Annotated in this window: 12 protein-coding genes; 3 read left to right on the top strand and 9 right to left on the bottom strand. The window is 36.5% G+C overall.

What is annotated here, in order from left to right; translation table 11 throughout:
* Position 1: 1 nt before the first annotated feature.
* The 3 genes from ACPPVU_RS15125 (at position 2) to ACPPVU_RS15115 (ending at position 3,921) form a co-directional block, all read left to right on the top strand.
* The gene (locus ACPPVU_RS15125) at positions 2-1,234 is read left to right on the top strand and encodes a glycosyltransferase (RefSeq protein WP_426667355.1); all 1,233 of its coding nucleotides are present in this window, start codon (positions 2-4) and stop codon (positions 1,232-1,234) included.
* 12 nt (positions 1,235-1,246) lie between these two features.
* Positions 1,247-2,521 (top strand): hypothetical protein, encoded by a 1,275-nt coding sequence (locus ACPPVU_RS15120; RefSeq protein WP_426667354.1) that lies wholly within the window; start codon positions 1,247-1,249, stop codon positions 2,519-2,521.
* Between the two features lie 86 nt (positions 2,522-2,607).
* Positions 2,608-3,921 carry a glycosyltransferase gene (locus tag ACPPVU_RS15115; RefSeq protein ID WP_426667353.1) on the top strand — a complete coding sequence of 438 codons (1,314 nt, stop codon included), beginning with the start codon at positions 2,608-2,610 and terminating at the stop codon, positions 3,919-3,921.
* A 57-nt stretch (positions 3,922-3,978) separates the two neighbouring features.
* Here the strand turns inward: ACPPVU_RS15115 and ACPPVU_RS15110 are convergent, their stop codons facing one another.
* The 9 genes from ACPPVU_RS15110 to ACPPVU_RS15070 form a co-directional block, all read right to left on the bottom strand.
* Entirely contained in the window at positions 3,979-5,202 is a 1,224-nt protein-coding gene (locus ACPPVU_RS15110) for a right-handed parallel beta-helix repeat-containing protein (RefSeq protein WP_426667352.1), read from the bottom strand.
* Between the two features lie 436 nt (positions 5,203-5,638).
* Positions 5,639-6,745: a glycosyltransferase family 4 protein gene (locus tag ACPPVU_RS15105; RefSeq protein WP_426667351.1), complete on the bottom strand. Its 1,107-nt coding sequence runs from the start codon at positions 6,743-6,745 to the stop codon at positions 5,639-5,641.
* Positions 6,746-6,885: 140 nt separating this feature from the next.
* Complete coding sequence (locus ACPPVU_RS15100) at positions 6,886-16,554, bottom strand: amino acid adenylation domain-containing protein (protein WP_426667350.1); 9,669 nt, start codon at positions 16,552-16,554, stop codon at positions 6,886-6,888.
* 267 nt (positions 16,555-16,821) lie between these two features.
* Entirely contained in the window at positions 16,822-17,550 is a 729-nt protein-coding gene (gene pgl / locus ACPPVU_RS15095; protein WP_426667349.1) for a 6-phosphogluconolactonase, read from the bottom strand.
* Between the two features lie 6 nt (positions 17,551-17,556).
* On the bottom strand, positions 17,557-19,071 hold the full coding sequence (gene zwf / locus ACPPVU_RS15090) for a glucose-6-phosphate dehydrogenase (protein ID WP_426667348.1): 1,515 nt from the start codon (positions 19,069-19,071) through the stop codon (positions 17,557-17,559).
* Between the two features lie 45 nt (positions 19,072-19,116).
* Complete coding sequence (gene gndA / locus ACPPVU_RS15085; protein ID WP_426667347.1) at positions 19,117-20,541, bottom strand: NADP-dependent phosphogluconate dehydrogenase; 1,425 nt, start codon at positions 20,539-20,541, stop codon at positions 19,117-19,119.
* A 1-nt stretch (position 20,542) separates the two neighbouring features.
* On the bottom strand, positions 20,543-21,166 hold the full coding sequence (locus ACPPVU_RS15080; RefSeq protein WP_426667346.1) for an HAD family hydrolase: 624 nt from the start codon (positions 21,164-21,166) through the stop codon (positions 20,543-20,545).
* 4 nt (positions 21,167-21,170) lie between these two features.
* Entirely contained in the window at positions 21,171-22,265 is a 1,095-nt protein-coding gene (gene tal / locus ACPPVU_RS15075; RefSeq protein ID WP_426667345.1) for a transaldolase, read from the bottom strand.
* 15 nt (positions 22,266-22,280) lie between these two features.
* Complete coding sequence (locus ACPPVU_RS15070) at positions 22,281-22,724, bottom strand: RpiB/LacA/LacB family sugar-phosphate isomerase (RefSeq protein WP_426667344.1); 444 nt, start codon at positions 22,722-22,724, stop codon at positions 22,281-22,283.
* Between the last annotated feature and the right edge of the window lie 21 nt (positions 22,725-22,745).

Here is a 22,745-nt window from a genome sequence, read left to right as displayed (position 1 = left end):
AATGACTAAAATTGTTCAGGTACAATATAGTATTGAATCCGCTGGCCGTGCAGCATTTAGATTACAAAAAGCTTTTTTGGAAGCAGACATTGACTCTTCAATTTTATCATTAAAATATACAGACCTTAATGATGAAAGAATCACATATTTAAGAGCAAGAGCAAGTAAGATAGCAGAATGGGATCAAAACCTTCAGACACGTATCAGAAAAAATGTTAGACCAGAACGCGGATTGTATTCTTATCCTATCTTAGGGACAGACATTTCACAAAAGTCACAGATCCAAAATGCCGATATTATTATTCTTCATTGGGTATTGTTTGGATTTTTGAATATTTCCGATATTGAGCGGATCATAAAATTAGGTAAACCTGTTGTTTTTTTCATGCATGATATGTGGGCAATTACTGGAGGTTGTCACTACAGTTTTGATTGTGATAAATATAAAACTCAATGTTATGATTGCCCTATGTTTATAAAGCAAACATCTAAAGATTGGGCACTAATGGAGTTTAAGAAGAAATCAAAATTGTTTTCTTCTTATAACAATGTATACTTTGTTTCGCCAAGTACATGGTTGTCTGATTGTATAAAACAATCCGCATTAACAAAAGATAAGCCTGTTTTTCATATCCCTAATGTACTTGACAGAACGATCTTTAAACCATTTGAAAAGAAAATTGCTAAACAAATTTTAAACATTGATCCTGAAGAAACGGTTATTGCTTTTGGTGCGGTCACGGTGAATAGTTCATACAAAGGCTGGGAATATTTGAAGAAAGCCTTGGAATTATTAAATAATGAGCCACAGCAAAGAAAAATATCGGTGTTAATTTTTGGTAGTAGTTACAGTAAGCAAATTGCTGATTCAATCCCGTTTAAAACAAAATTTATGGGATCTTTAAAAGATGAATATTCAACAGCCCTGGTTTATAATGCGGCCGATGTTTTTATTGCACCATCTTTAGCAGATAATTTGCCATACACTATTTTTGAATCACTAAGCTGCGGAACACCCGTAGTAGCATTTAATACCGGTGGTATACCAGATATGGTACAACATAAATCAAACGGTTATTTGGCAAGATATAAGGATGCCGCCGATATTGTAGAAGGTATTAATTTTGTTTTGTCTAATAAAATAGCCGGTCATATTTCATCAGATTTTGATACCGAAAATACAATTAAAAAGCATTTGAATTTATTTAATCAAATAAGTCTAAAAAACATTTAATAACATTCATTGATGTCAAATACTGGCTACACTAATTATTTATTATTAAATCAAAATCAATTAAAGGCGCTAAATTATTTTTGGATCGGGTTCATTATTTATACCATAGGTTTTACTCTTCTGGTTACAAGTAAAATTAACTATAACGTTTGTGAGGGTATTGAAATTTTGGGCATGGTATTATTTGTTATTTCATCTTTCTTTCTTTTAGAATTTAAATTTGATAACAAATACTTGAAGCTTGTTTTTATTTTATACATGCTTTGGTTAAGTACCGTAGTATTCAGAGGCTTCAATCTGAGACCGGATTTCATAAAAATCATGTTATTTCATGATTATGTAGGTATTTTCCCGTTTTTAGCACCACTAGTTCTCTTATTCCCTAAAAATCTTATAGTTTACAGGAAGATATTTTCGGTTAGCATAATACTAGCCGTTGTTTGTGTACTATATTATATTGTATTTATCCGGGAATTGATGAATAGGGATATCTCAAGTCTTGTTAGTAAAGGTGTTATGGAAAACTCTGCCAGACACCTTGCATTACCAATTACATTTTTGTTATTAGCGTATTCCTATCAATCAAAAAGCATAAAACTTTTAGCCCTGTTTGTGACCATGCTTACAGTTTTTTTTACAATTATCAGAGCAAGGCGCGGGCTGCTATTTAGTTTTGTGAACCCAATAATTTTTGGTTACATCATTTTTTTAACAGAAAGCAAAAAGAAATTTTCTATGATTATGATTGTCTTGTTTTCAGCATTGATAGTCGCCTTATTTGGATTGCAATTTGTTAACAACAGCAGTTTGTTTAACTCATTTAAATCTAGAGTTGATGAAGACACTAGAAGTGGAGTTGAGAAATGCTTTGTAAAGGATATGGAGACTTCAGACTGGATTGTTGGGAGAGGAATTGATGGCTCATATTATTGCCCGGGGATTGATCCTGATGATAGAACTGGCTATAGAACTGTAATTGAAACAGATTACTTAAATATAATTTTGAAAGGCGGTATTATTAGTTTGTCTCTTTTATTATTTATAACTGTACCGGCAGCAATAAAAGGAATATTCTATTCGAAAAATATCTTGTCAAAGGCTGCGGGATTTTGGATCTTAATGTGGCTTCTAAGTCTGTATCCAACCACCGGGGTCGCCTTTATATTCAGTTATCTGCTATTATGGATATGTGTAGGTATTTGTTATAATGAAGATATTAGGGGCATACCGGAAAATGTAATGAAGCTTTATTTTGAAAGCTTTAAATCTCTTCCTAAGAATGTATAAGTTCATTCTATTGTGAATCTACTACTTGGCTTACCTGTAAATAAAATCAATCAAATTTTACAGCTCTTAAAAAATAACGAATCGATATGCCATTACCTAAAGTTTTAATAATTAACGAAGCTTTTAATAATCATACAGGCGGTGGAATTACTATGTCAAATCTTTTTTCCGGGTGGGAAACAGATAAAATAGCAGCCGTATGCAGTCCATTTATATTAGGGGGAGTTGATACAAGTATTTGCAAAACTTATTATCAGCTTGGGAATAAAGAACGCAGATATAAATTTCCATTTAATATTATTGGCAGAGAGCGTTACTCCGGGCTTGTAAAGTTTGAGGATACTAAGCCAGCGCCAGAAGTAGAAGTTGCCAAAACTAATTTAAGACACAAAATAGTTATGGGTTATTTAATGCCCTTTTTAGAATATATAGGGCTAATAAAGAAAATAACCAAAACTCAACTTTCACCAGAATTGTGCCAATGGCTGGATGAATTTAAGCCAGATCTCATTTATTCCCAGGCGCATGATGTTCCCGATATTACGTTGATTCTCCTCATTCAGGCATATCTTAAAAAACCATTGGTTTTTCATATGATGGACGATTGGCTTTCGATGATTACCGGCTCTCCACTATTAAGATCTAATGAACTTAAAAGAAATGAAAAAGCGTTTAGGATGCTTTTAGATAGATCAGATTTTTTGATGAGCATAAGCGATGAAATGTCTGCTGCCTATAAAATTAGATATGGAAAAGATTTTACACCTTTTCATAACCCCATTGACATTAGTTTTTGGAAAAGATTTCAAAGAGATAATTATGAAATCGGAAACTCCCCTACCATGTTATACGCTGGAAGACTTGGGATAGGCATAGATGAGTCATTACAATTAATTGCAAGCTCAATACAAATCGTAAACGAAAGGCTTGATTTGAATATGCAATTTGTATTGCAGACTAAGGAAAAACCGGCATGGAGTACAAATTATACTTGTGTAGAACATCGTGGTTTTGTTGGGTATGATGATTTACCGAAAATGTTTTCAGGTGCTGACTTCCTGGTCCTTCCGTATGACTTCTCGCCGCAATCAATCCAATTTATTGGCTATTCAATGCCGACTAAAGCAACTGAATATATGATCAGTGGAACGCCTGTTATTATTTTTGCACCTGATAAAACAGCACTTGTTAATTATGCAAAAAAATATCAATGGGCCAAAGTGATTACTGAGAATGATGTTACTGTTCTTAGTGATGCAATTACTGCTTTAATTCAAAATAAAGAAGAAAGATCACAATTAGCACAAAATGCAATTAAAGTAGCAGAAGATAAGCACTCATTAACTAAGGTGACGCATGAATTCAGAAGTATACTTAGTTCGTTGGTAAAAAAGGGCTGAAACAAAAAAGATTAAAAGACAGTTCCTTTAATCTTTTTTGTTTGTGATTTTTTGCTATTATTTCATAGTAATAATTGTAGCAGGTAGGATAGTTGCGTCAATATTTGCTTTCTGGATATTGGTTGCCCATCCTGCTGGCTGAATTGCTGTATTTGGATCCCACCATTCATCAATTTCGTTTCCGTTAGTATTGTAGTATTTAACTTTGTTATAGCTCATGGTTATATCAGTGCTCGTAAGATGTGAGTAATTGCCATAGGCTATTCCAAGTACTGTGAACGGTGTACTGGTGCTATAAATAGTGTTGTGATCAATTTTTATGTGATTTCCACCCTGAACCTGCGCTCCTACGGCTCCCGGGTTAACCATTATATTGTAACGTGCTACCTGGTAAGAACCACCTACATCGCCTAAAACTATACCGGCTGCACCACCAGAATCATGTTGCACCTGTCCCCCCCTTATCCAGTTTCCGATTACCTGGATAGAATCTCCGGGCAAACCATTAGATTGATATACACTTAATCCATCCTGTGGATGTTGTGCTACACCAACAATATCTTCACATTTATTATAGTTGATCTGGTTGCCACCACCATTTACATTATCAAATTGTACGAAATTGCCTGAAGGGAAAGGTCCGTTCATATTCAGGAACTGATTATTTATGACCTTAATAGTTGTAGATTTTATTGCATCCACCCCAGCCTGAACATTAGTAATAAAACAGCTATCAATAGTTATGTTAGTACAATTATATAGTTGTATACCCTGTAAGGTTGAGTTTTGTAGTTTGCATTTTGTAATATGTATGTTGCTGCAATTCATAAGGTGGATACAAACTGAACTTCCACCGGTAATCAGATCACCACTGATGGTCATATTACTGACATTATTTAAGGCAATCGGTGCAGTCGTTTTATAAGTAAAAACTGGCGCAGTAACACCTGTGCCGGTAGTAGTACCACCGGTAGTAGTTCCTCCAGTTGTAGTCCCGGTAGTTGTTCCTGTTGTAGTACCTGCGGTTGTTCCTGTTGTGGTACCAGTAGTTGTTCCTGTTGTGGTACCAGTAGTTGTTCCTGTTGTAGTACCAGTAGTTGTTCCTGTTGTGGTACCAGTTGCTGGTTTATTATTTATATAACTTCCTGAATGATTTTGTTTGTCAACATTATTATTACTCGCAGTAGAGTCTATACTCACGCTACTTAAGTTTTGGGCAACAGAATCATCCTTTTTACAGGAAGTGAAAGTTGTTGCAGTAAATAATGTTAATGAAAACATTATACTTACTATAGGGGGGGTAAAATTTTTAATCATCATAACAGCACTTATGGGCATCTTCTACGCTCATTTTAGCCGTGATGTTTCGAAAAAATTAATTATGGAGAAATAAAATTAATATATACTTTAATTGTACTTTGTAAAATATTTGATTTTCAGTACTTTATGTTTTTGATGTTTTTTTATGAAAAATGAGACCTTATACTTGAAAATTTGTCCCCTATATGAGGATATTTATTTTAATTGTGAAAGAGGAATTCACAATACCTTGATGATATACAATCAGACTCCTCAATCAAATAATTATGAAATGGATTTTTTAATACAATAATTCCTATAAAATCATATAGTTGAATTATAGCCAGAAATAAGTTTGGTAGTATAGAAACTCATTGCAGAAAGCCTTGTTAAGTAGTAACTAAATAATGATTTACTTTTATTCAATACTATCTAATACCTGGTTGTAAAAATCGACGTAGTTATTTGCGGTCGTAACTATAGAATACTTCTTTAAAAAGGGTTTCCTGGAATTTATAATATCCTCTTTGTTTTCATTATGGCTAAGTGCTATTTCAATTTTATTTATAAAGGATTCCTTTGAGTCAAGGTCAGCTATATAACAATACGGCATATCTGTACCTATTTCAATATGAGGAGGTATGTCAGAAAGCACACAAGGAATACCCGAGAAAAATGCTTCAAGCACTGTGATAGGAAGTCCCTCATACAACGATGCATTGAAGAAACAATCGCAATTACCCATTAATGAATATATTTCATCCTGAGACTTTATTCCCAAATAATGAATATTAGAAATTTCGCTAAAGCTATGAAGGTCTTGCTCCGCAGTTTCTTGTTTCAATCCACAAACCAAAAATTCCACATTTTTATCTTCGAAATGCCTGGCTACTTTGCAAACCATTTCGTAATTTTTTTGCCTTGATAATCTTCCAACGCACAAAACAAACTTACGTTGACTACTTTCGGTAAACTGATCTAACAGGTGTTTTGAACTGTTGTCGATTTCAAAATTAGCTATACCGTTTTGTATAGCAATGTTCAAGCATTCTCTTTTGTCATTTATTTCTAATGCAGAATAAGAGCAATGTATTGTAGGTGTGTGTTTGTTAAATGACCGCGTCATCCAACTCCATTTTTCAGGAGCATTATGCATTGTAATAATATGCCTATCTCTTAGTTTTTTTAGATTAGCTAGTCTTAAACAAATACTTACAATAAGGTGCGATGTAGATATATGCGTATTAATAACATCAGGGTTTTCAGAAGACAGCGTTTTAATTATGCCTTTAACTGTATTAACTATTGTAATATTTCTACCGGCTTTTCTATGTAGCAGATATATATTAACCTTATTATCCTTCAGACTATTTAATAACAATGATTGAAATTTTGAATTTACAAGTTCATCAATTATAATAATAGAAACATCATGTCCGAGCTTTTTTTGTTCAATAGCTAATGAGGCCACAAAAGTTTGTGCACCACCAGCATCCAAATTCATTATTATATGAGTTATTTTCATTTAGATATGTACAGTTCTGTTATTAATAACAATGATCATAAATTAATTTTAAGTCATTATAAAGAGCAATCTATTATTGTGTCATTTTTTTACTTTTCTAGAAGCCTAACTCAATCAATGACCGTCATTTTGTCCAAAAACTAATTATTATCCAAAACATCTTGCAAAATGCGGGCAAATTCTTCAACGTTGGGTTTCAATAACATTGTTCTGTGATCACCCGGTATTTCATATTCTTTGACACCTTTTAGAGCATATTTTCTCCAGCCTAGAAATTGCTTATCCTGTGTATAGTGTAAACATTCAGTTGCTCTGAAAAGATAAACAAACCCATTGAATGGTGTCATACGTGAATTTCTAAGAGCAGAGTAATAAATTTCCTTAATATGCTTTAATAGCTTGTAATACTCTATGTCTCCGCTTTCCTTCGCTAATTTAATAGCATCATAACGATATTGTTTATCTTCCAGGTAAATACTTTTCTGCTGTTGAATTGTTTTATTTGGATTTCGGATAAAGGAAACTGAAACTTTTAGCCATTTATTTAAACGTCGTTTCACTTTTTTAGGAAAGAGCATAATAAAGTCATCCGTATGGTCGGCAAAGGTATCAATAATGGTTAACACGTTTACTTCTTTATTCATTAACTCGAGCTGCCTCTTCATTTCGGTAGCGATGAATCCTCCAAGTGAATATCCTGCTAATGAATAAGGACCTGTGGGATTATGTTCTATTATTTCGGATACATAAATCTTAGCTATTTCGCTCATACTGCTTATCGGAGGAAACTTTCCACCTAATCCTAATGCCTGGAAGCCAAATACAGGTTGGTCTTTGTCAAGGTACATAGCCAGATCAGCAAAATTCATAACATTCAATCCAACTCCATGAACAAAATACACTGGATTTTTATTTCCTGATGGCTTTATGGGAACTAAGGACCTGGTTTCTTTTTCTGTGTCGTTTTCGTTCAGGAACGTATTTAGCGATTCAATATTACTGTATTTAAACAAAATTGAAATAGGCAATACTTTCCCCGTTTTCTTCTTAATTTTATTTACTATCTGAACAGCCAGCAATGAATGTCCACCAAGGTCAAAGAAATTATGTGTGATACCTACATTGTTGACCTTTAAAATATCCTCCCATATTTCGACCAGTACCTTTTCTGTCTCGGTGCGTGGAGCTACATACTGTTCTTTTATCTGTTCTTCTGCATTAAATTCGGGCAAAGCTTTCTTATCTATTTTGCCGTTCGACGTTAAAGGTATATTATCAAGCTCCACCCATAATGTTGGAATCATGTAATCTGGCAATTTACTTTTCAAAAAGGTAATTACAGTAGTCCGGTCATAACTTTCTTTACCTACAACATAGCCTACCAACCGTTTTTTTCTATCCTTATCAGCCTTTGCCAGTACTACTGCCTGGCTTACTGATTCACACTGCCTTAAAACACTTTCAATCTCACCCAATTCTATGCGGTATCCTCTTATCTTAACCTGGTCATCCTTTCGGCCGATGAATTCCATATTCAGATCAGGCAGCATCCTTCCAAGGTCACCTGTTCTATACATTCGGCCCCCAGCATTTTCATTAAATGGATCTTTAACAAATGCATAGTCAGTTTTCTCCTTATCATTAGCATATCCCCTGGCAACCCCGACACCTCCTATATATAATTCGCCAACAACACCAATTGGTGCAAGCTGCATTTGGTCATTAAGGATATAAAAGAAATTATTATTCATAGGGCGGCCGTAAGGGATGCTACCCCATTTGCTATCTACATTTTTTACAGGATAGAAATTTGACCATACAGTCCCTTCGGTTGCACCACCAAGGCTGATCACCTTAGTATTCGGGAAATACTTTTTGATCCTGTCAGGTAGATTTACCGGTATCCAGTCTCCACTCATGAACACAACTTTCAGTGTTTTTTGCAAATAAGAAGTATCATGTGATTCAAGCTGACGTACAAGGTAATCCATTGTAGTTGGAACAGAATCCCAGAATGTGATCTTGTATTTGATCATCATATCCTTTAATAAAGGCACATCCATTAGTTCCTGTTGTTCAACTATCACAAGTGAACCTCCAGATGATAGCATTCCGAAGATGTCGTATACTGAAAGATCGAAACACATTGATGTGATGAACAATAATCGATCGTCAGGCCCGATGTTAAATTCTGTATTTACCCATAGCACCAGGTTGACAGCCATATGATGTTCAATCATAACTCCTTTAGGCCTGCCTGTAGAGCCCGACGTGTATATTGTATAAGCCAGCTGTTTGCTATCTATCTTCAGCCCCGGGTTACCGTCGTCGTACAATGTAAGATCAAGTGTCTTAAGCCTTACAAATATTCCTGGCGATGTTAATTCCTCTAGCGGATAATCGCCATCGGCCAACACTTTTACAACTAATGAGTTTTGTAGGATATATTCTTGCCGGTCAATCGGATATTCAGGGTCGATAGGTACATAAGCGCCCCCCGCTTTCAGGATGCCGAACATCCCTATGATCATATTGAAACTCCTGGTAACCAGAAGACCGATATTATCACCTCTTTGTACGCCATTGTCAATCAAGTAATTGGCTAATTGATTGGCTTGTGAATTAAGCTCGCTGTAAGTCATCACCTGATCGTGCTGGCGCAGTGCGATGGCATCAGGAGTTCTTAATACTTGTTCTTCAAATATGTCTGCAAGTGTTTTTTCCTTAGGATAATCTACTAATGTATCATTAAATACATCAAGCAATTTATGTTTGTCTTCTTTTGTCAGGAAGTCGATTCTGATTAAACTTTGTTTAGGGTCCTGAACTACTGATGTCATGATGTTCTCAAAATGCTTAAGCATTCTTTGCATTTGTTCAGTACTGTAGATGTCTGTATTGTATTCCAGTAACAGCCCCAGCCCATTTTTAGATTCTGAAAATATAAAGTTGATATCAAACTGGGCCACTCTATGCTCTCCTGTTTCATATATACTTGTTTTCAGTCCATTTAGTGTAAGTTCAGCATCCTGATCCATTGTACTTTGCAACACCACCATTACATCAAACAGTGGATTACGATTTACATTTCTTGAAAGTTTTAAAGCATCTACGAGTTCGTCATACGGATATAATTGGTGTTCGTAGGCACTTAGGGTAACTTCTTTTATTTGTTGAAATAGATCATCATAACTGCCAGATCCGTAAAAACGGGTTCTCAAAGCTAAAGTATTAATATAAAAACCGATCTGGTCATCAAGGTCCAGGTGTTCACGCCCAGCTATTGGACTTCCGATGACAATATCTTCCTGGCTGGTATAACGATAAAGTAATGCATTTACACATGCGAGCAATCCCATAAACAAAGTACCACCCAGTTCTTTACTGGTTTGGTTCAATTTTGCTAATACTTGATTATCGATAGTTACATCAAGACTGGCTCCGTTAAAGGTCTTTATGACCGGCCGTACTTTATCTGCGGGTAATTCTAATACAGGTATTTCGCCTTCAAATTGTTTGATCCAATAACTTTTATGTTGGATAATATCGTCTGATTCTAATTGACTGGTGTGCCAGGCCGCATAATCTTTATATTGTATTTTTAATAAAGGAAGCTGAGGGGCTGTTCCTTTAGAATATGCGTTATAAAGTGCACTCCATTCTTTGAGGAAAATATCCATAGACCAACCATCACTAATGATGTGATGATGCACAATTACCAGGATATGTTTATCTTTCTCAATGTGTATCAGATGGCATCTCCATAGCGGCCCATTTATAAAATCAAAGCTTTCAAAACTTTCGTCATCTATTAGCTTGTTAATTACGGATTGCTTGTCAGTTGTATTCCCATGGAGATCAGTTTCTTTTAGTTTAAAATTATAAGCCTTTTCATTTATTATATTCTGATGTGGTGTACCTGTCCTATCTTGAGTAAATACTGTTCTCAGAATCTCATGGCGGGTTGCCATATCTTTAAAGGCCTTTATTAAGGAAGTTTTATCCAATTTGCCCTCCAGCAAAATTACATAAGGTAAATTGTATGCGCTTTGTGCTCCTTCAAAATGATTTAATATCCATAATCTGCGCTGTGCGGATGATAATTTGTATTCAAATTCCTCTGTTACCGCTTCTATCGTTTCATACGCTTTTAACTCCTTATCGGCTATCGCAATCGCTTGTTTTTCGATAGTGGTTTCTGAAAATAGTTCTTTTAATTTCAGTTTTACACCGAGCTCTTTGTGCAGTAATTCAAGCAATCTTATCGCTTTAATGCTATGGCCGCCCAAATCAAAAAAGTCACTTTTTATACTCAGATTTTCTTCTGGCATATCAAGTACTTCGGCCCATATTTTCACAAGAACTTTCTCCGTACTTGTAGATGGAGCAACATAAGCTGATTCACGAATATCAATGCTTTCTGGTAGTGGCAAAGCTTTCTTGTTTATTTTACCGTTGCTGGTTAATGGTATTGAGTCAAGGTTTATATAATGTTCGGGTACCATATAGGCTGGCAGCTTTTCTTTTAAATATTCTTTTAGTTCTGCAGCTTTGGCATCACCGGTCGTATAAGCTATCAATTCTATATCCTTGTCATTGATAGTGTTTGCTACAACCACTGCATCTTTTACATGTACTTGTTTTTGTAATTCGGACGTTATCTCGTCCAATTCTATTCTGTAACCCTTAATCTTTACCTGATCGTCTATTCTTCCAAGAAACTCTACGTTGCCATCGGCAAGCCATCTGCCTAAATCGCCGGTGCAATAGATACGTTCACCAATTATAAAAGGATTGGCAATAAATTTTTTAGCTGTCAAATCTGGTCTGTTAAGATAACCTTTAGCTAAACTTACACTGCCCAGGCATATTTCTCCCGCAGCACCGGCCGGTAATAGATTTCTGAATTCATCCAATATATAGATCTTTGTATTAGCTATTGGTTTACCAATGGGTACAATATTCGTAATATCTCCTTTTTGACAGTCAAAGTAGGTTGCGTTTATACCAGCTTCAGTTGATCCATATAAATTTATTAAAGACTTATTTGAAAAAAGCCCATCAAATCTTTCTACCTGATTTAGCTTTAATGATTCTCCACTTATAAATATTTGTTTTAATTCTTTTAGTTGATCCAACCTTGTTTCATCGCTTTCGAGATACTCTAAAAATACATTCAAAGTAGAAGGAACAAGATGCATTACTGTTATCTTATGCCTGTTGATCACATCGACTATGGCCTCTTGACCTTTTTCACCACCCGGCTTTAGCAAACAGACACTTGCTCCTTTAATTGCCCACCAGATAAGTTCTAATACAGATACATCAAATGAGAAATTTGTTTTTTGCAGTATTACATCATTAGAAGTAAGAGGATAAATTTTTTGCATCCACTCTACCCTATTCACCAACCCGGTATGCTGCATTAAGCACCCTTTAGGATTGCCGGTGGTATCTGATGTGTAAATGCAATAAGCCAGATTACCAGGTAGTAAACCAGTTGATTGATTTTCCTGGTTATATTTAGTTTGAGATTTTTTAAACTTCTCTAACTCTACTTCGTCTATCAATACTTTACAGCCGCTATCCTTTATGAGATAATTAACGCGATCTTGCGGATATTCAGGATCTATTGGAACATACGCGCCGCCAGCTTTTAAAACTCCAAATATCGCTACCACCAACCATTCACTACGGCCTAACATTATTCCAACCAGGTCGTCTGGTTTTATTTGGTAATTCTTTCTTAAATAATCTCCTAACTGATTACTTAAGAAATTTAATTCAAGATAACTGAGTTCTACATCTTCAAAAATAACAGCCCTGTTGCCTGGTGATTTTTTAACTTGTTCTTCAAACAGATTAACAATAGTTTTATTTTGGGAATATCGTATCGTTGTATTGTTAAATACATCAAGTAGTTGGTGTTTATCTTCTTTCGTAAGGAGGTTGATTTCGGCTAAACTCTGTTTAGGATCCTGGGTAACTGATGCTATGATATTTTCAAAATGCTTTAGCATTCTCTGCATCTGCTCAATACTGTAAATATCCGTATTATATTCTAAAAGCAGATCTAATCCCTTTTTAGACTCAGAAAATACAAAGTTGATATCAAACTGGGTTACTCTATATTTATCTCCCTTGTATGTGCTTGTTTGCAGTCCGTTTAGTTTGAACTCATTATCCTGTTCCATCGGGTTCTGCAATACCACCATCACATCAAACAGAGGATTGCGGTTTACATTTCTTGGAAGATTTAATACATCAACCAGTTCATCATACGGATATAGCTGGTGTTCATCGGCACTTAAGGTAACTTCTTTTATCTGTTGAAATAAATCCTCGTAACTGCCCGATCCGCTGAAACGGGTTCTTAAAGCAAGTATATTAATATAAAAGCCAATCTGATCATCCAAATCAGGATGCTCACGCCCTGAAATTGGGCTACCAATTACAATATCTTCCTGGCTGGTATAACGATAAAGTAACGTATCTACACACGCCAGCAAACTCATAAACAAAGTACCACCTAATTCTTTACTGATTTTGTTCAGTTTCGTTAATACCTGGTTATTGATTGTGGTATTTAGTGTCGCCCCATTAAAGGTTTGCATAGCAGGACGTTCTTTATCACCTAATAATTCCAATACTGGTATTTCACCCTCAAATTGCTTGAGCCAATAGTTTTTATGCGGAATGATATCGTCTGACTCCATCTGCTGATTATGCCAGGCCGCATAATCTTTGTATTGTATTTTTAATGATGGAAGCTCCGGGTCTTTTTCTTCTGAATAGGCAGTATAAATTATACTTAATTCCTTAAGAAATACAGACATTGACCATTCATCACTTATGATGTGATGATGTACTATTATCAGGATGTGCTTATTGTCTTCCAGTTGAACAAGATGGCAACGCAATAAGGGGCCGGTACTTAAATTAAAGCTTCCGTTGGTTTCATTATTTATCAGCTTATTAAGAGCAGACTGATTGTCAGTATTTTTTCTCAGATCGGTTTCTTTCAATTTTAAAGCGAACCCATCCGAGTTGATTATCTGCTGCCGTGGATTACCTTCCTGATCTTCTTTAAATACTGTTCTAAGTATTTCATGACGGGATATAATAGTTTTAAAAGATTTCTTTAGCGCTACTTTATCCAATACTCCTTCCAGCAAAATTACACGAGGTATATTATATGCACTTTGGGTAATATCAAATTGATGTAACACCCACAATCTTCTCTGAGTGGCAGATAAAGCATAGTCAGGTTGCTGTAATACCAATTCTTTAGCCTTATATTCATTTAACTCTTTATTGGCTATTGACCGGGCCTGTTGTTCTATAGTACCGTCTAAAAATATTTCCCTTAGGGGCAACTTAACACCAAGTTCTTTATGTATTAACCCGCGTAAACGTATTGCTTTTATGCTATGGCCACCCATAGCAAAAAAATTACTCTTGATATTTAGAGATCGTTCAGGTATTCCCAGGACTTCACTCCATATCCTCGTTAATATCTTTTCGGTATCTGTTGAGGGTCTAATATTTTCGATCTTATTAATTCCGCTGCTTTCTGGAAGTGGTAATATTTTTTTATCTACTTTACCATTGCTCGTTAATGGTATTGACTCAATATGCACATAATACGCAGGTACCATGTACGCAGGCAAATGCTCTCTGAGGTAATCTCTTAATTCATAGGCTTCTGCATCGCCAGTTGTGTACGCAATTAATTCTTTATCATGGCTCTTAAATGCACGGGCTACCACAACAGCTGTATTGACCCTGGGATGCTTCTGCAATACACTTACGATCTCATCCAATTCAATTCTGTACCCGTTGATTTTCACTTGATCATCTATCCTACCCAGAAACTCTATATTACCGTCAGTTAGCCATCTGCCTAAATCCCCGGTGTGGAAAATTCGCTGACCTGGTTTATATGGATTTTCTATAAATTTTTCTGCTGTTAACTTTGGCTGATTTAAATATCCCCTGGCTACACCATCTCCTGCGATGTATATTTCGCCTAACGCACCGTACGGTAATAAGTTTTGGTGATCATCAAAAATATATATTTGAGTATTGGCTATGGGGCGACCAATCGGAACAAAAACATGATAATTATCGGATTGCTCTGCTTTATATTCAATGGAAGTGATGGTTGTTTCAATTGGCCCATATTCGTTAATGAACATGCAACAGCTTTTCCATTTTTCCGCTAAAAGTGGTGGGCAGCTTTCGCCACCGGTTATTACCCTTTTTATATTACTTAAATCTTCTATCGATAATTGAGCTAAATAAGCTGGTACTGTTTGAATATGACTTACTTTTTTGTCAATGATATAATTTTCAAGAGCTTTTACATCTGCAAGAGTTGTTTTGTTTATAATAACTAAAGCAGCTCCTGTTAAAAATGCTATCCATATTTGTTCAACAGAAGGATCAGATGTAAACGTGCTGAATTGTAATATTCTTTCGTCTGCCGTTATATTGTATATTTTCTTTTGTGACCAGATCAGATTAACCACATTTTTATGTTCAACCAGTACACCTTTTGGATTTCCTGACGATCCGGAAGTATAAATGCAATAAGCAAGATGACCCGGTAGCAAACCTGCTGCCTGATTTTTATGACTGTAATTACTTTGAGACTTCTTAAATTTCTTTAACTCATCCTCGTTAACCAGTACTTTGAAGCCACTATCCTTTATCATATAGTTAATGCGCTCCTGCGGATAATCAGCATTTACAGGAACATAAGCACCACCGGCTTTCATTACTCCAAGCATTGCAACCATCATCCATTCGCTGCGCTCGAGCATGATCCCAATAAGGTCATCAGGCTTTATTAAGTAAGTCTTTCTTAAATAACCTCCAAATTGATTAGCCAGACCGTTTAATTCCTGATAAGTTAATTCAAGATCATCGTAAATAACAGCTATATTATCAGGCGTGTTTGTAACCTGTTCCTCAAACAAATCGATAAGAGATTTATCTTTCGGATATTCAAACGCAGTATTATTTAATTCATTTAGTAATTTATGCTCCTCGGCTTTTGTAAGTATGGGCAATAAACCTATACTTTTTTTAGGATTAGCTATAATCGAATCCAGTAATAATTTATAGTGATCAATAATACGTTGTATCGTTTCCTGCCGGTATAAATCTGCGTTATATTCAATAATTCCTTGAATATCAGATTGGTTTGTTTTTAATATAAATGTCAGGTCAGATTTAGATGTATACTTGTTAAATAGATCTTTATTCAGTTCGTGCCCATTTTGCAAAACAAACATCACCTGATATAAGGGATTCAGGTTCAAATCCAGGTCATTTACTATAGCATCAACAACTTGTTCAAAAGGAACATGCTGATGCTTATAGGCATCCACAGTTGTTGCATTTATACGTTGCAGCAACTCTTCAAAATTGTCGTTGCCATTTATTGCTGTGCGAAGAGCTAAGGCATTTAAAAAGAGGTCATTTTTTTTGTTGTTATCAGATTTAAGAACCGTAGTACCAACACAAATATCTTCCTGACCACTATATCTATAGAGAAGTATTTTATAAACAGATAGGAGCGTAACGAATAAAGTCACTTTTCGCCTATCACTAAATTGGTGAAGTTGCTTATTTAATTTTTCGTTAATAAGAAATTCGACACTGGCTTTATTATTATGAATTTGATTTTCAGATCTTTCATAGTCTGTGAAAAGATTTAACGGCTTTACGCCGCTAAGCCTATCCTTCCAATAATCTATTCCCAGATCAAGAGGCACAGTTTCTGACAAAGTAAGGTTCGACATATTAATAAAATATCCCTCCAAAAAATCTCTGCTACGAGTAATTAAAATTAAGAAATTAATTGAAGTTGTGCCTGAGGCATCAACTTTTATACGATTTTATTTTAAATTAGTTTTTAACTTACAATTATTATACCATGTTATATTGTGATTTTTCTCTTATTTATGTGTTTTGTAATATGTGTCTGATAATCAGTATGTAATAAATAAAAAAACGCCTTAGATGACTATCTAAAGCGTTTCGCGAACTTTTTAAGTTGTGAAGTTTTTTTACCTGTTTTTTAATTGAGACGCTGCTCCTTTGTCCAGAAACCATTGTAAATCCCCATTTTGGGGTTTTATTAACTGAGCGGGATAATTTTCAATGTCAATTTTATCTTCAATTACATGATGCACTGCAGTTGCTTTTCCATCGCCATACACAAGATAGGCAATATGATGCGCCTGATTTATTAAAGGAGCTGTCATAGTAATACGAAATACCTGCTGATCTTCCAGGAAAACCTCTTTTACCGATACTGTTTTATCGTGCAAAACCGGGGTGTGTGGAAATAATGAAGCAGTATGGGAATTATCGCCCAATCCCAGTAAGATCAGATCAAAGCATACGTCCGTTCCGGCAAAATAATAATTTATATCTGTAGTATATTTTTTTGCTGCTTCTTCCGGGCTTAAAGAGGTGTCAATAGGAAATATTTGCTTATAACTTAAATCCAATGGCTCAAGCAGGGCCTTTTTAGCCATCAGGTAATTACTTTGAGGATCGGTATGTGGTACGTACCGTTCATCACCAAAGAAAAAATGAACCTTGTTCCATTCTACCTTATCTCTATAAGATGATGAGGCCAACAGTTCATACAATTTTTTGGGAGAATTCCCTCCCGAAAGCGCAACAGAGAATTGCCCATGATGTGCTATAGACTTTGCTGCAGTTTCAACAAAATAATTGGCCAGGCCATTCAATACTTCACTTTCGTTATTATAGACATTTATTCTCATTGACAATTATTTTTTGCCTTGTACAGGTAATGTAAACCAATTAAAGCCATCGCGTGCTATTAATGCCTCGGCAGATTCAGGTCCCCATGAATCTGCAGAATAATTAGGGAAATTCAGGCTCTTTTTATTTTGCCATGTGCTTAAAATTGGCATAACCAATTCCCATGCTGCTTCAACCTGGTCGCCACGCATAAACAAGGTCTGATCACCTAACATCGTATCCAGTATTAATGTTTCATAAGCTTCAGGAGCTTGCTGGGAATAGGTGCCTTTATAATCAAATACCATATCAACAGCATTTAAAACCATATCAGTACCAGGGCGCTTGGCCTGTACTTGCAAACGGATGCTCATTTCTGGCTGAATGCTGATAATCAACCTGTTTTGCTGCCAGCTTTCGGCGGCTTCAGTAGGGAATATCAAATGTGGAACATCCTTAAATTGTATAGTAATAACGGATGATGACTGGTGAAGTCTTTTACCTGTACGTAAATAAAATGGAACACCCTGCCAGCGCCAGTTATCAACAAAAAATTTAATCGCTGCAAAAGTCTCAGTATTTGATTGTGGGTCAACTTTTGGCTCATCGCGGTATGCAGGAACTTCTTTTCCTTTCATCCATCCACTACCATACTGGCCCCTTACTGCCGAATTGCGTACATCTTCAGGGCTAAACTTACGCATAGCTTTTAGTACGTCAACCTTGCGATCGCGTACTTCATCAGCATTAAAGCTAACAGGCGGCTCCATTGCAACATGGCAGAGTAGCTGCAGCAAGTGATTTTGAATCATATCACGCAAAGCGCCTGAACCGTCATAATAATCACCACGCTCTTCCACTCCCAACTGTTCGGTAACAGAGATCTGTACATGCTCAATATAATTACGGTTCCATAATGGTTCACATATCGAGTTAGCAAAACGGAACGCCATAATATTCTGTACGGTTTCCTTACCCAAATAATGATCTATACGATAGATCTGGCATTCATCAAAGATTCCTGATAGCAATTTATTAAGATCTTTTGCAGTTTCCAGGTCATGACCAAAAGGCTTTTCGATCACTATTCGGGTCTTCTTCTTATCCTCAGCTAATTTAGCTTTTGCTATGTTCGATGCTATGATCGGGAACAAATTTGGTGATACTGCAAGATAATAGATCACATTGGGCTTAGTTTTCCAGTCAGCACTATGTTTTTCTACCCGTTTGCCAAATTCCTTATAGGTTTCAGCATCCTTTACATCTGATACCTGGTAATAGATATTTTTAGCAAATGCATCCCATTTTTCTTTGTCGGCCTTACCGCTGCGCGAAAACTGGTCAATGTCTTTTGCTAAATTATTCCTGAATTGCTCATCAGTATATTGCGTACGGCCTGTACCAATAATTGAAAATTGAGAAGGCATCCAGCCATCTAAAAATAAATTATATAAAGCTGGGCCAATTTTTCTTGAGGTTAGATCACCGGTACCACCAAAAATAACGAAGATGGTAGGATCTGTTTTTGTATTTGAACTCATTTTTTAATTTTTAAGCGGCTAATTAAATATTAGTAAGAATTAATCTTAGCTTTTTGCTGTCCATTGTGTATGAAAAACGCCTTCTTTGCCTATTAGCTCATATGTGTGTGCGCCAAAATAGTCACGTTGGGCCTGGGTAAGGTTTGATGGCATCCTTTTGCTTCTGAATGCGTCAAAATAACTCAATGACGATGCATAAGCTGGGGTAGCTATACCAGCAGCGATTGTAGCTGTCAGTACTTTTCTTGAGCCCGGCACAGCGGCTTTAACTAGTTCCTCCACATGACCATCTAATAATAAGTGAGGCAATTTTGCATTTTTCTGGTAGGCATTAAATATATCATTCAGGAATTCTGAACGGATGATACAGCCACCGCGCCATATTTTAGCAATATCGCCCAGTTGAAGATCATATTTGTACTCTTCAGATGCCTTGCTTAGCAAGTGCATACCCTGCGCATAACTGATGATCATATTGAAATAGAAAGCCTGTTCTAATGCGACTAAGAATTCATCAGTGTTTACATTCAGGCTGATCGCATCTTTGCTATAGACCTCACTTGCCTGTACCCTTAGTTCTTTGTATTTGGACAAGTCACGCATAGAAACCGCAGTATCAATTGTCGGAATTGGCGCCTGCAGATCCATAGCTACCTGTGATGTCCATTTACCTGTTCCTTTTGCTTTAGCTTCGTCTTTAATATCATCTAATAATAGATGATCTGTTCCGGGAGCTCTATAAGCAAAAATATCTTTGGTTATATCCAATAAAAAGGATTTAAGGCGGCCTTCATTCCACTGGGTAAATATTTCCCCAATTGCTGCATTGTCTAATTTTAATCCTGTTTTAAGGATCTCATAAGTTTCAGCTATTAGTTGCATTAAACCATACTCAATGCCGTTGTGCACCATTTTCACAAAGTGACCAGATGCACCCGGGCCGATATAAGTTACACAGGGAACGCCATCCACCTTTGCAGCAATAGCTTCAAAAATCGGCTTCATTACATTGTATGCGTCCTTGTCGCCACCCGGCATCATGCTTGGCCCGCGACGTGCGCCTTCTTCACCACCAGAAACACCCATGCCGAAGAAGTGTAAGCCCTTAGCTTCCAACTCCTCTACCCTACGGTTTGTATCGGTAAAGTGTGAATTACCGCCGTCTACCAAAATATCGCCTTTATCCAACAATGGAGTTAGTTCTTCAATAACACTATCTACTATTTTGCCCGCAGGTACCAGCATCATAATGGCACGCGGGGTAGTCAGGCTTTGTATAAATTCCTTCACATCACCAAACCCTTTTACATCTTTATCTTTTCCTTCTTCGTTAAGTGAAGCTACTTTAGAAGCGTCTTTATCATGACCTGCCACAGCATAACCGTGATCAGCCATATTAAGCAATAAGCTGCGGCCCATGGTACCCAGACCTATCATGCCGAAAGCATATTTATTTGATGTTGTGCTCATTTTACTTTGAGTTTTCTTTTTTTAAATCTTCTAATATTTTTTTTGTTGTTTCAAAGCTGGTATGTTGATAAGCGCGTAAGCCGAGCTTTTTAGCAGCAAGTGCGAACATTTTTCTGTCATCGAAATAAACGCATTCCTGAGGTTGTGCCATTGCAACACCCATTGCAAGCTTAAATATTGCAGGATCAGGTTTACGGATACCCACTTCGCATGAGGATACAAATGCATCAAAACACTCATGAAGCTTAAACTTTTTGATACGATAATCATTCAGTTCTTTACCCTCATTATTAATGGATATGATCCTAAAGCCACAATCTTTCTTCCACTCCTTTAACCAGGCAAGCATATCAGGTAGTTCTTTTGATTGCTCGAACATGAAATTTTTAAAATCTTCACGTGTAAAGTCACGAGGGTGATTAAAAATTACTGTGTCGATGTATTCATCAAGGTCAACGCCGCTGGCTTCATAAACATTAAAAATGAACGTATGCAGATCGTTTACTTCCTTATAATCAAGATTAAAAAGTCTTGCAGCCTCCTCCCGGGATTCGTGACCCCAACCATTGGTAAGCAATATGCCTCCTATATCAAAGAATAAGAATTTTATAGCTAATGTTTCCACGGTATTAGGCTTTATTTTTCTGATCTTCAATCGCTTGCAACAATTTTTCAAAAGGTTTATTGAATTTATCAATGCCCTCATTCTCTAATTGCTGTGTGATCTTATCGATATCAATGCCTGCTGATTTCAGTCTATTTAGAGTTTCAGTCGCTTTATTCAAACCTTGTTCTAAAGTGTTCTCTGCAATTCCATGATCACGGAAAGCTTCAATAGTTTCTAACGGAACGGTATCAACTGTATCCGGACCGATCAATGCTTCCACATATTTAGTGTCTTTGAAAGCCGGGTTTTTACTGCTGGTACTTGCCCATAATAAACGTTGCGGTTTTGCGCCTTGTGCGGCTAGTTTTTCCCAACGAGGACCGCTGAAAATTCTTTTGTAGATTTCGTATGCTTTTTTTGCTGATGCGATAGCTACCTCACCTTTTAAATCACCTAAACCTTTTTCGTCCAGCATAGGATCAACCAAAACATCAATACGGCTTAAAAAGAAGCTGGCTACTGATGAAATGTGGCCGATAGAATGTCCAGCTGCTAAATGATCCTCAAGGCCGGAGATATAGGCCTCTGCTACTTCTTCGTAACGTGGTAAGCCAAATAACAGGGTAACGTTAATATTGATCCCCTTTCCTATTGACTGACGAATGGCCGCCAAGCCAGGTTTTGTCCCCGGAATTTTGATCATCACGTTTTTCTTATCAACCTGTTTCCATAGCTTTTCAGCCTGATCTGCAGTTTCTTTAGTTTTTAACGCTAAAAAGGGTGACACTTCCAGACTCACATAGCCATCCTCGCCTTTTGACTCATCATAAACACCTTTAAACAGGTCTGTTGCATTTTTTATATCGGTTACAGCCAGGCCGAAGAACAATTCTTCATTACTGCTGCTCTTTTTAGCCAATTCAGCTATATCTGCATCATAATCTGAACTGCTGGTAATAGCTTTTTCAAAAATAGCCGGGTTTGAGGTAACGCCTCTTACGCCATCCTCATCTATCAGTTTTTTTAATTTTCCGGATTTGATAATACTACGATCGATAAAATCCAGCCATATGCTTTGGCCGAAACTGTGTATTTGTTTTACTTTATTAGTTGCCATGATTTTATTTAAATTTTATTTTTCAAGTAAATGAACTTTTTGTAATCTTCTCATATGCCTTTCAAGGCCGGTAAATTTGGTATTTAAAAATGCCTGAACATATTCCTCTGCGGCCATATAGCCGGTGATACGGCCTCCGAGACAAAGTAAATTCAGGTTATCATCCTCAACGCCCTGGTGGGCTGAGAAATAATCATTGATTAGTGCTGCCCTTACTCCGGATACTTTATTTGCTACAACCGAAGCGCCAACCCCACTGCCACAAATGGCTATACCTCTCTCAACCTGCTTTTCAGCGAGCGCTTGTGCAAGCGGTACCACAAAATCGGGATAATCATCCTGGGTGTTTAATTCGTAAGCGCCAAAATCTACCACCTCATAACCAGAAGCTACCAGGAAAGAATGGAGTGTTTTTTTTAATTCATATCCGCCGTGATCGGCTGCTATCCCAATTTTCATATTTTTAGATTTGAGATGGGA

Origin of the sequence: Mucilaginibacter sp. McL0603, from assembly GCF_049992945.1 — a bacterium.
Taxonomy (GTDB): Bacteria; Bacteroidota; Bacteroidia; order Sphingobacteriales; family Sphingobacteriaceae; genus Mucilaginibacter.
The sequence above is the reverse complement of the archived record's forward strand: the minus strand, read 5'-3'. Positions and strand labels throughout refer to the sequence as shown.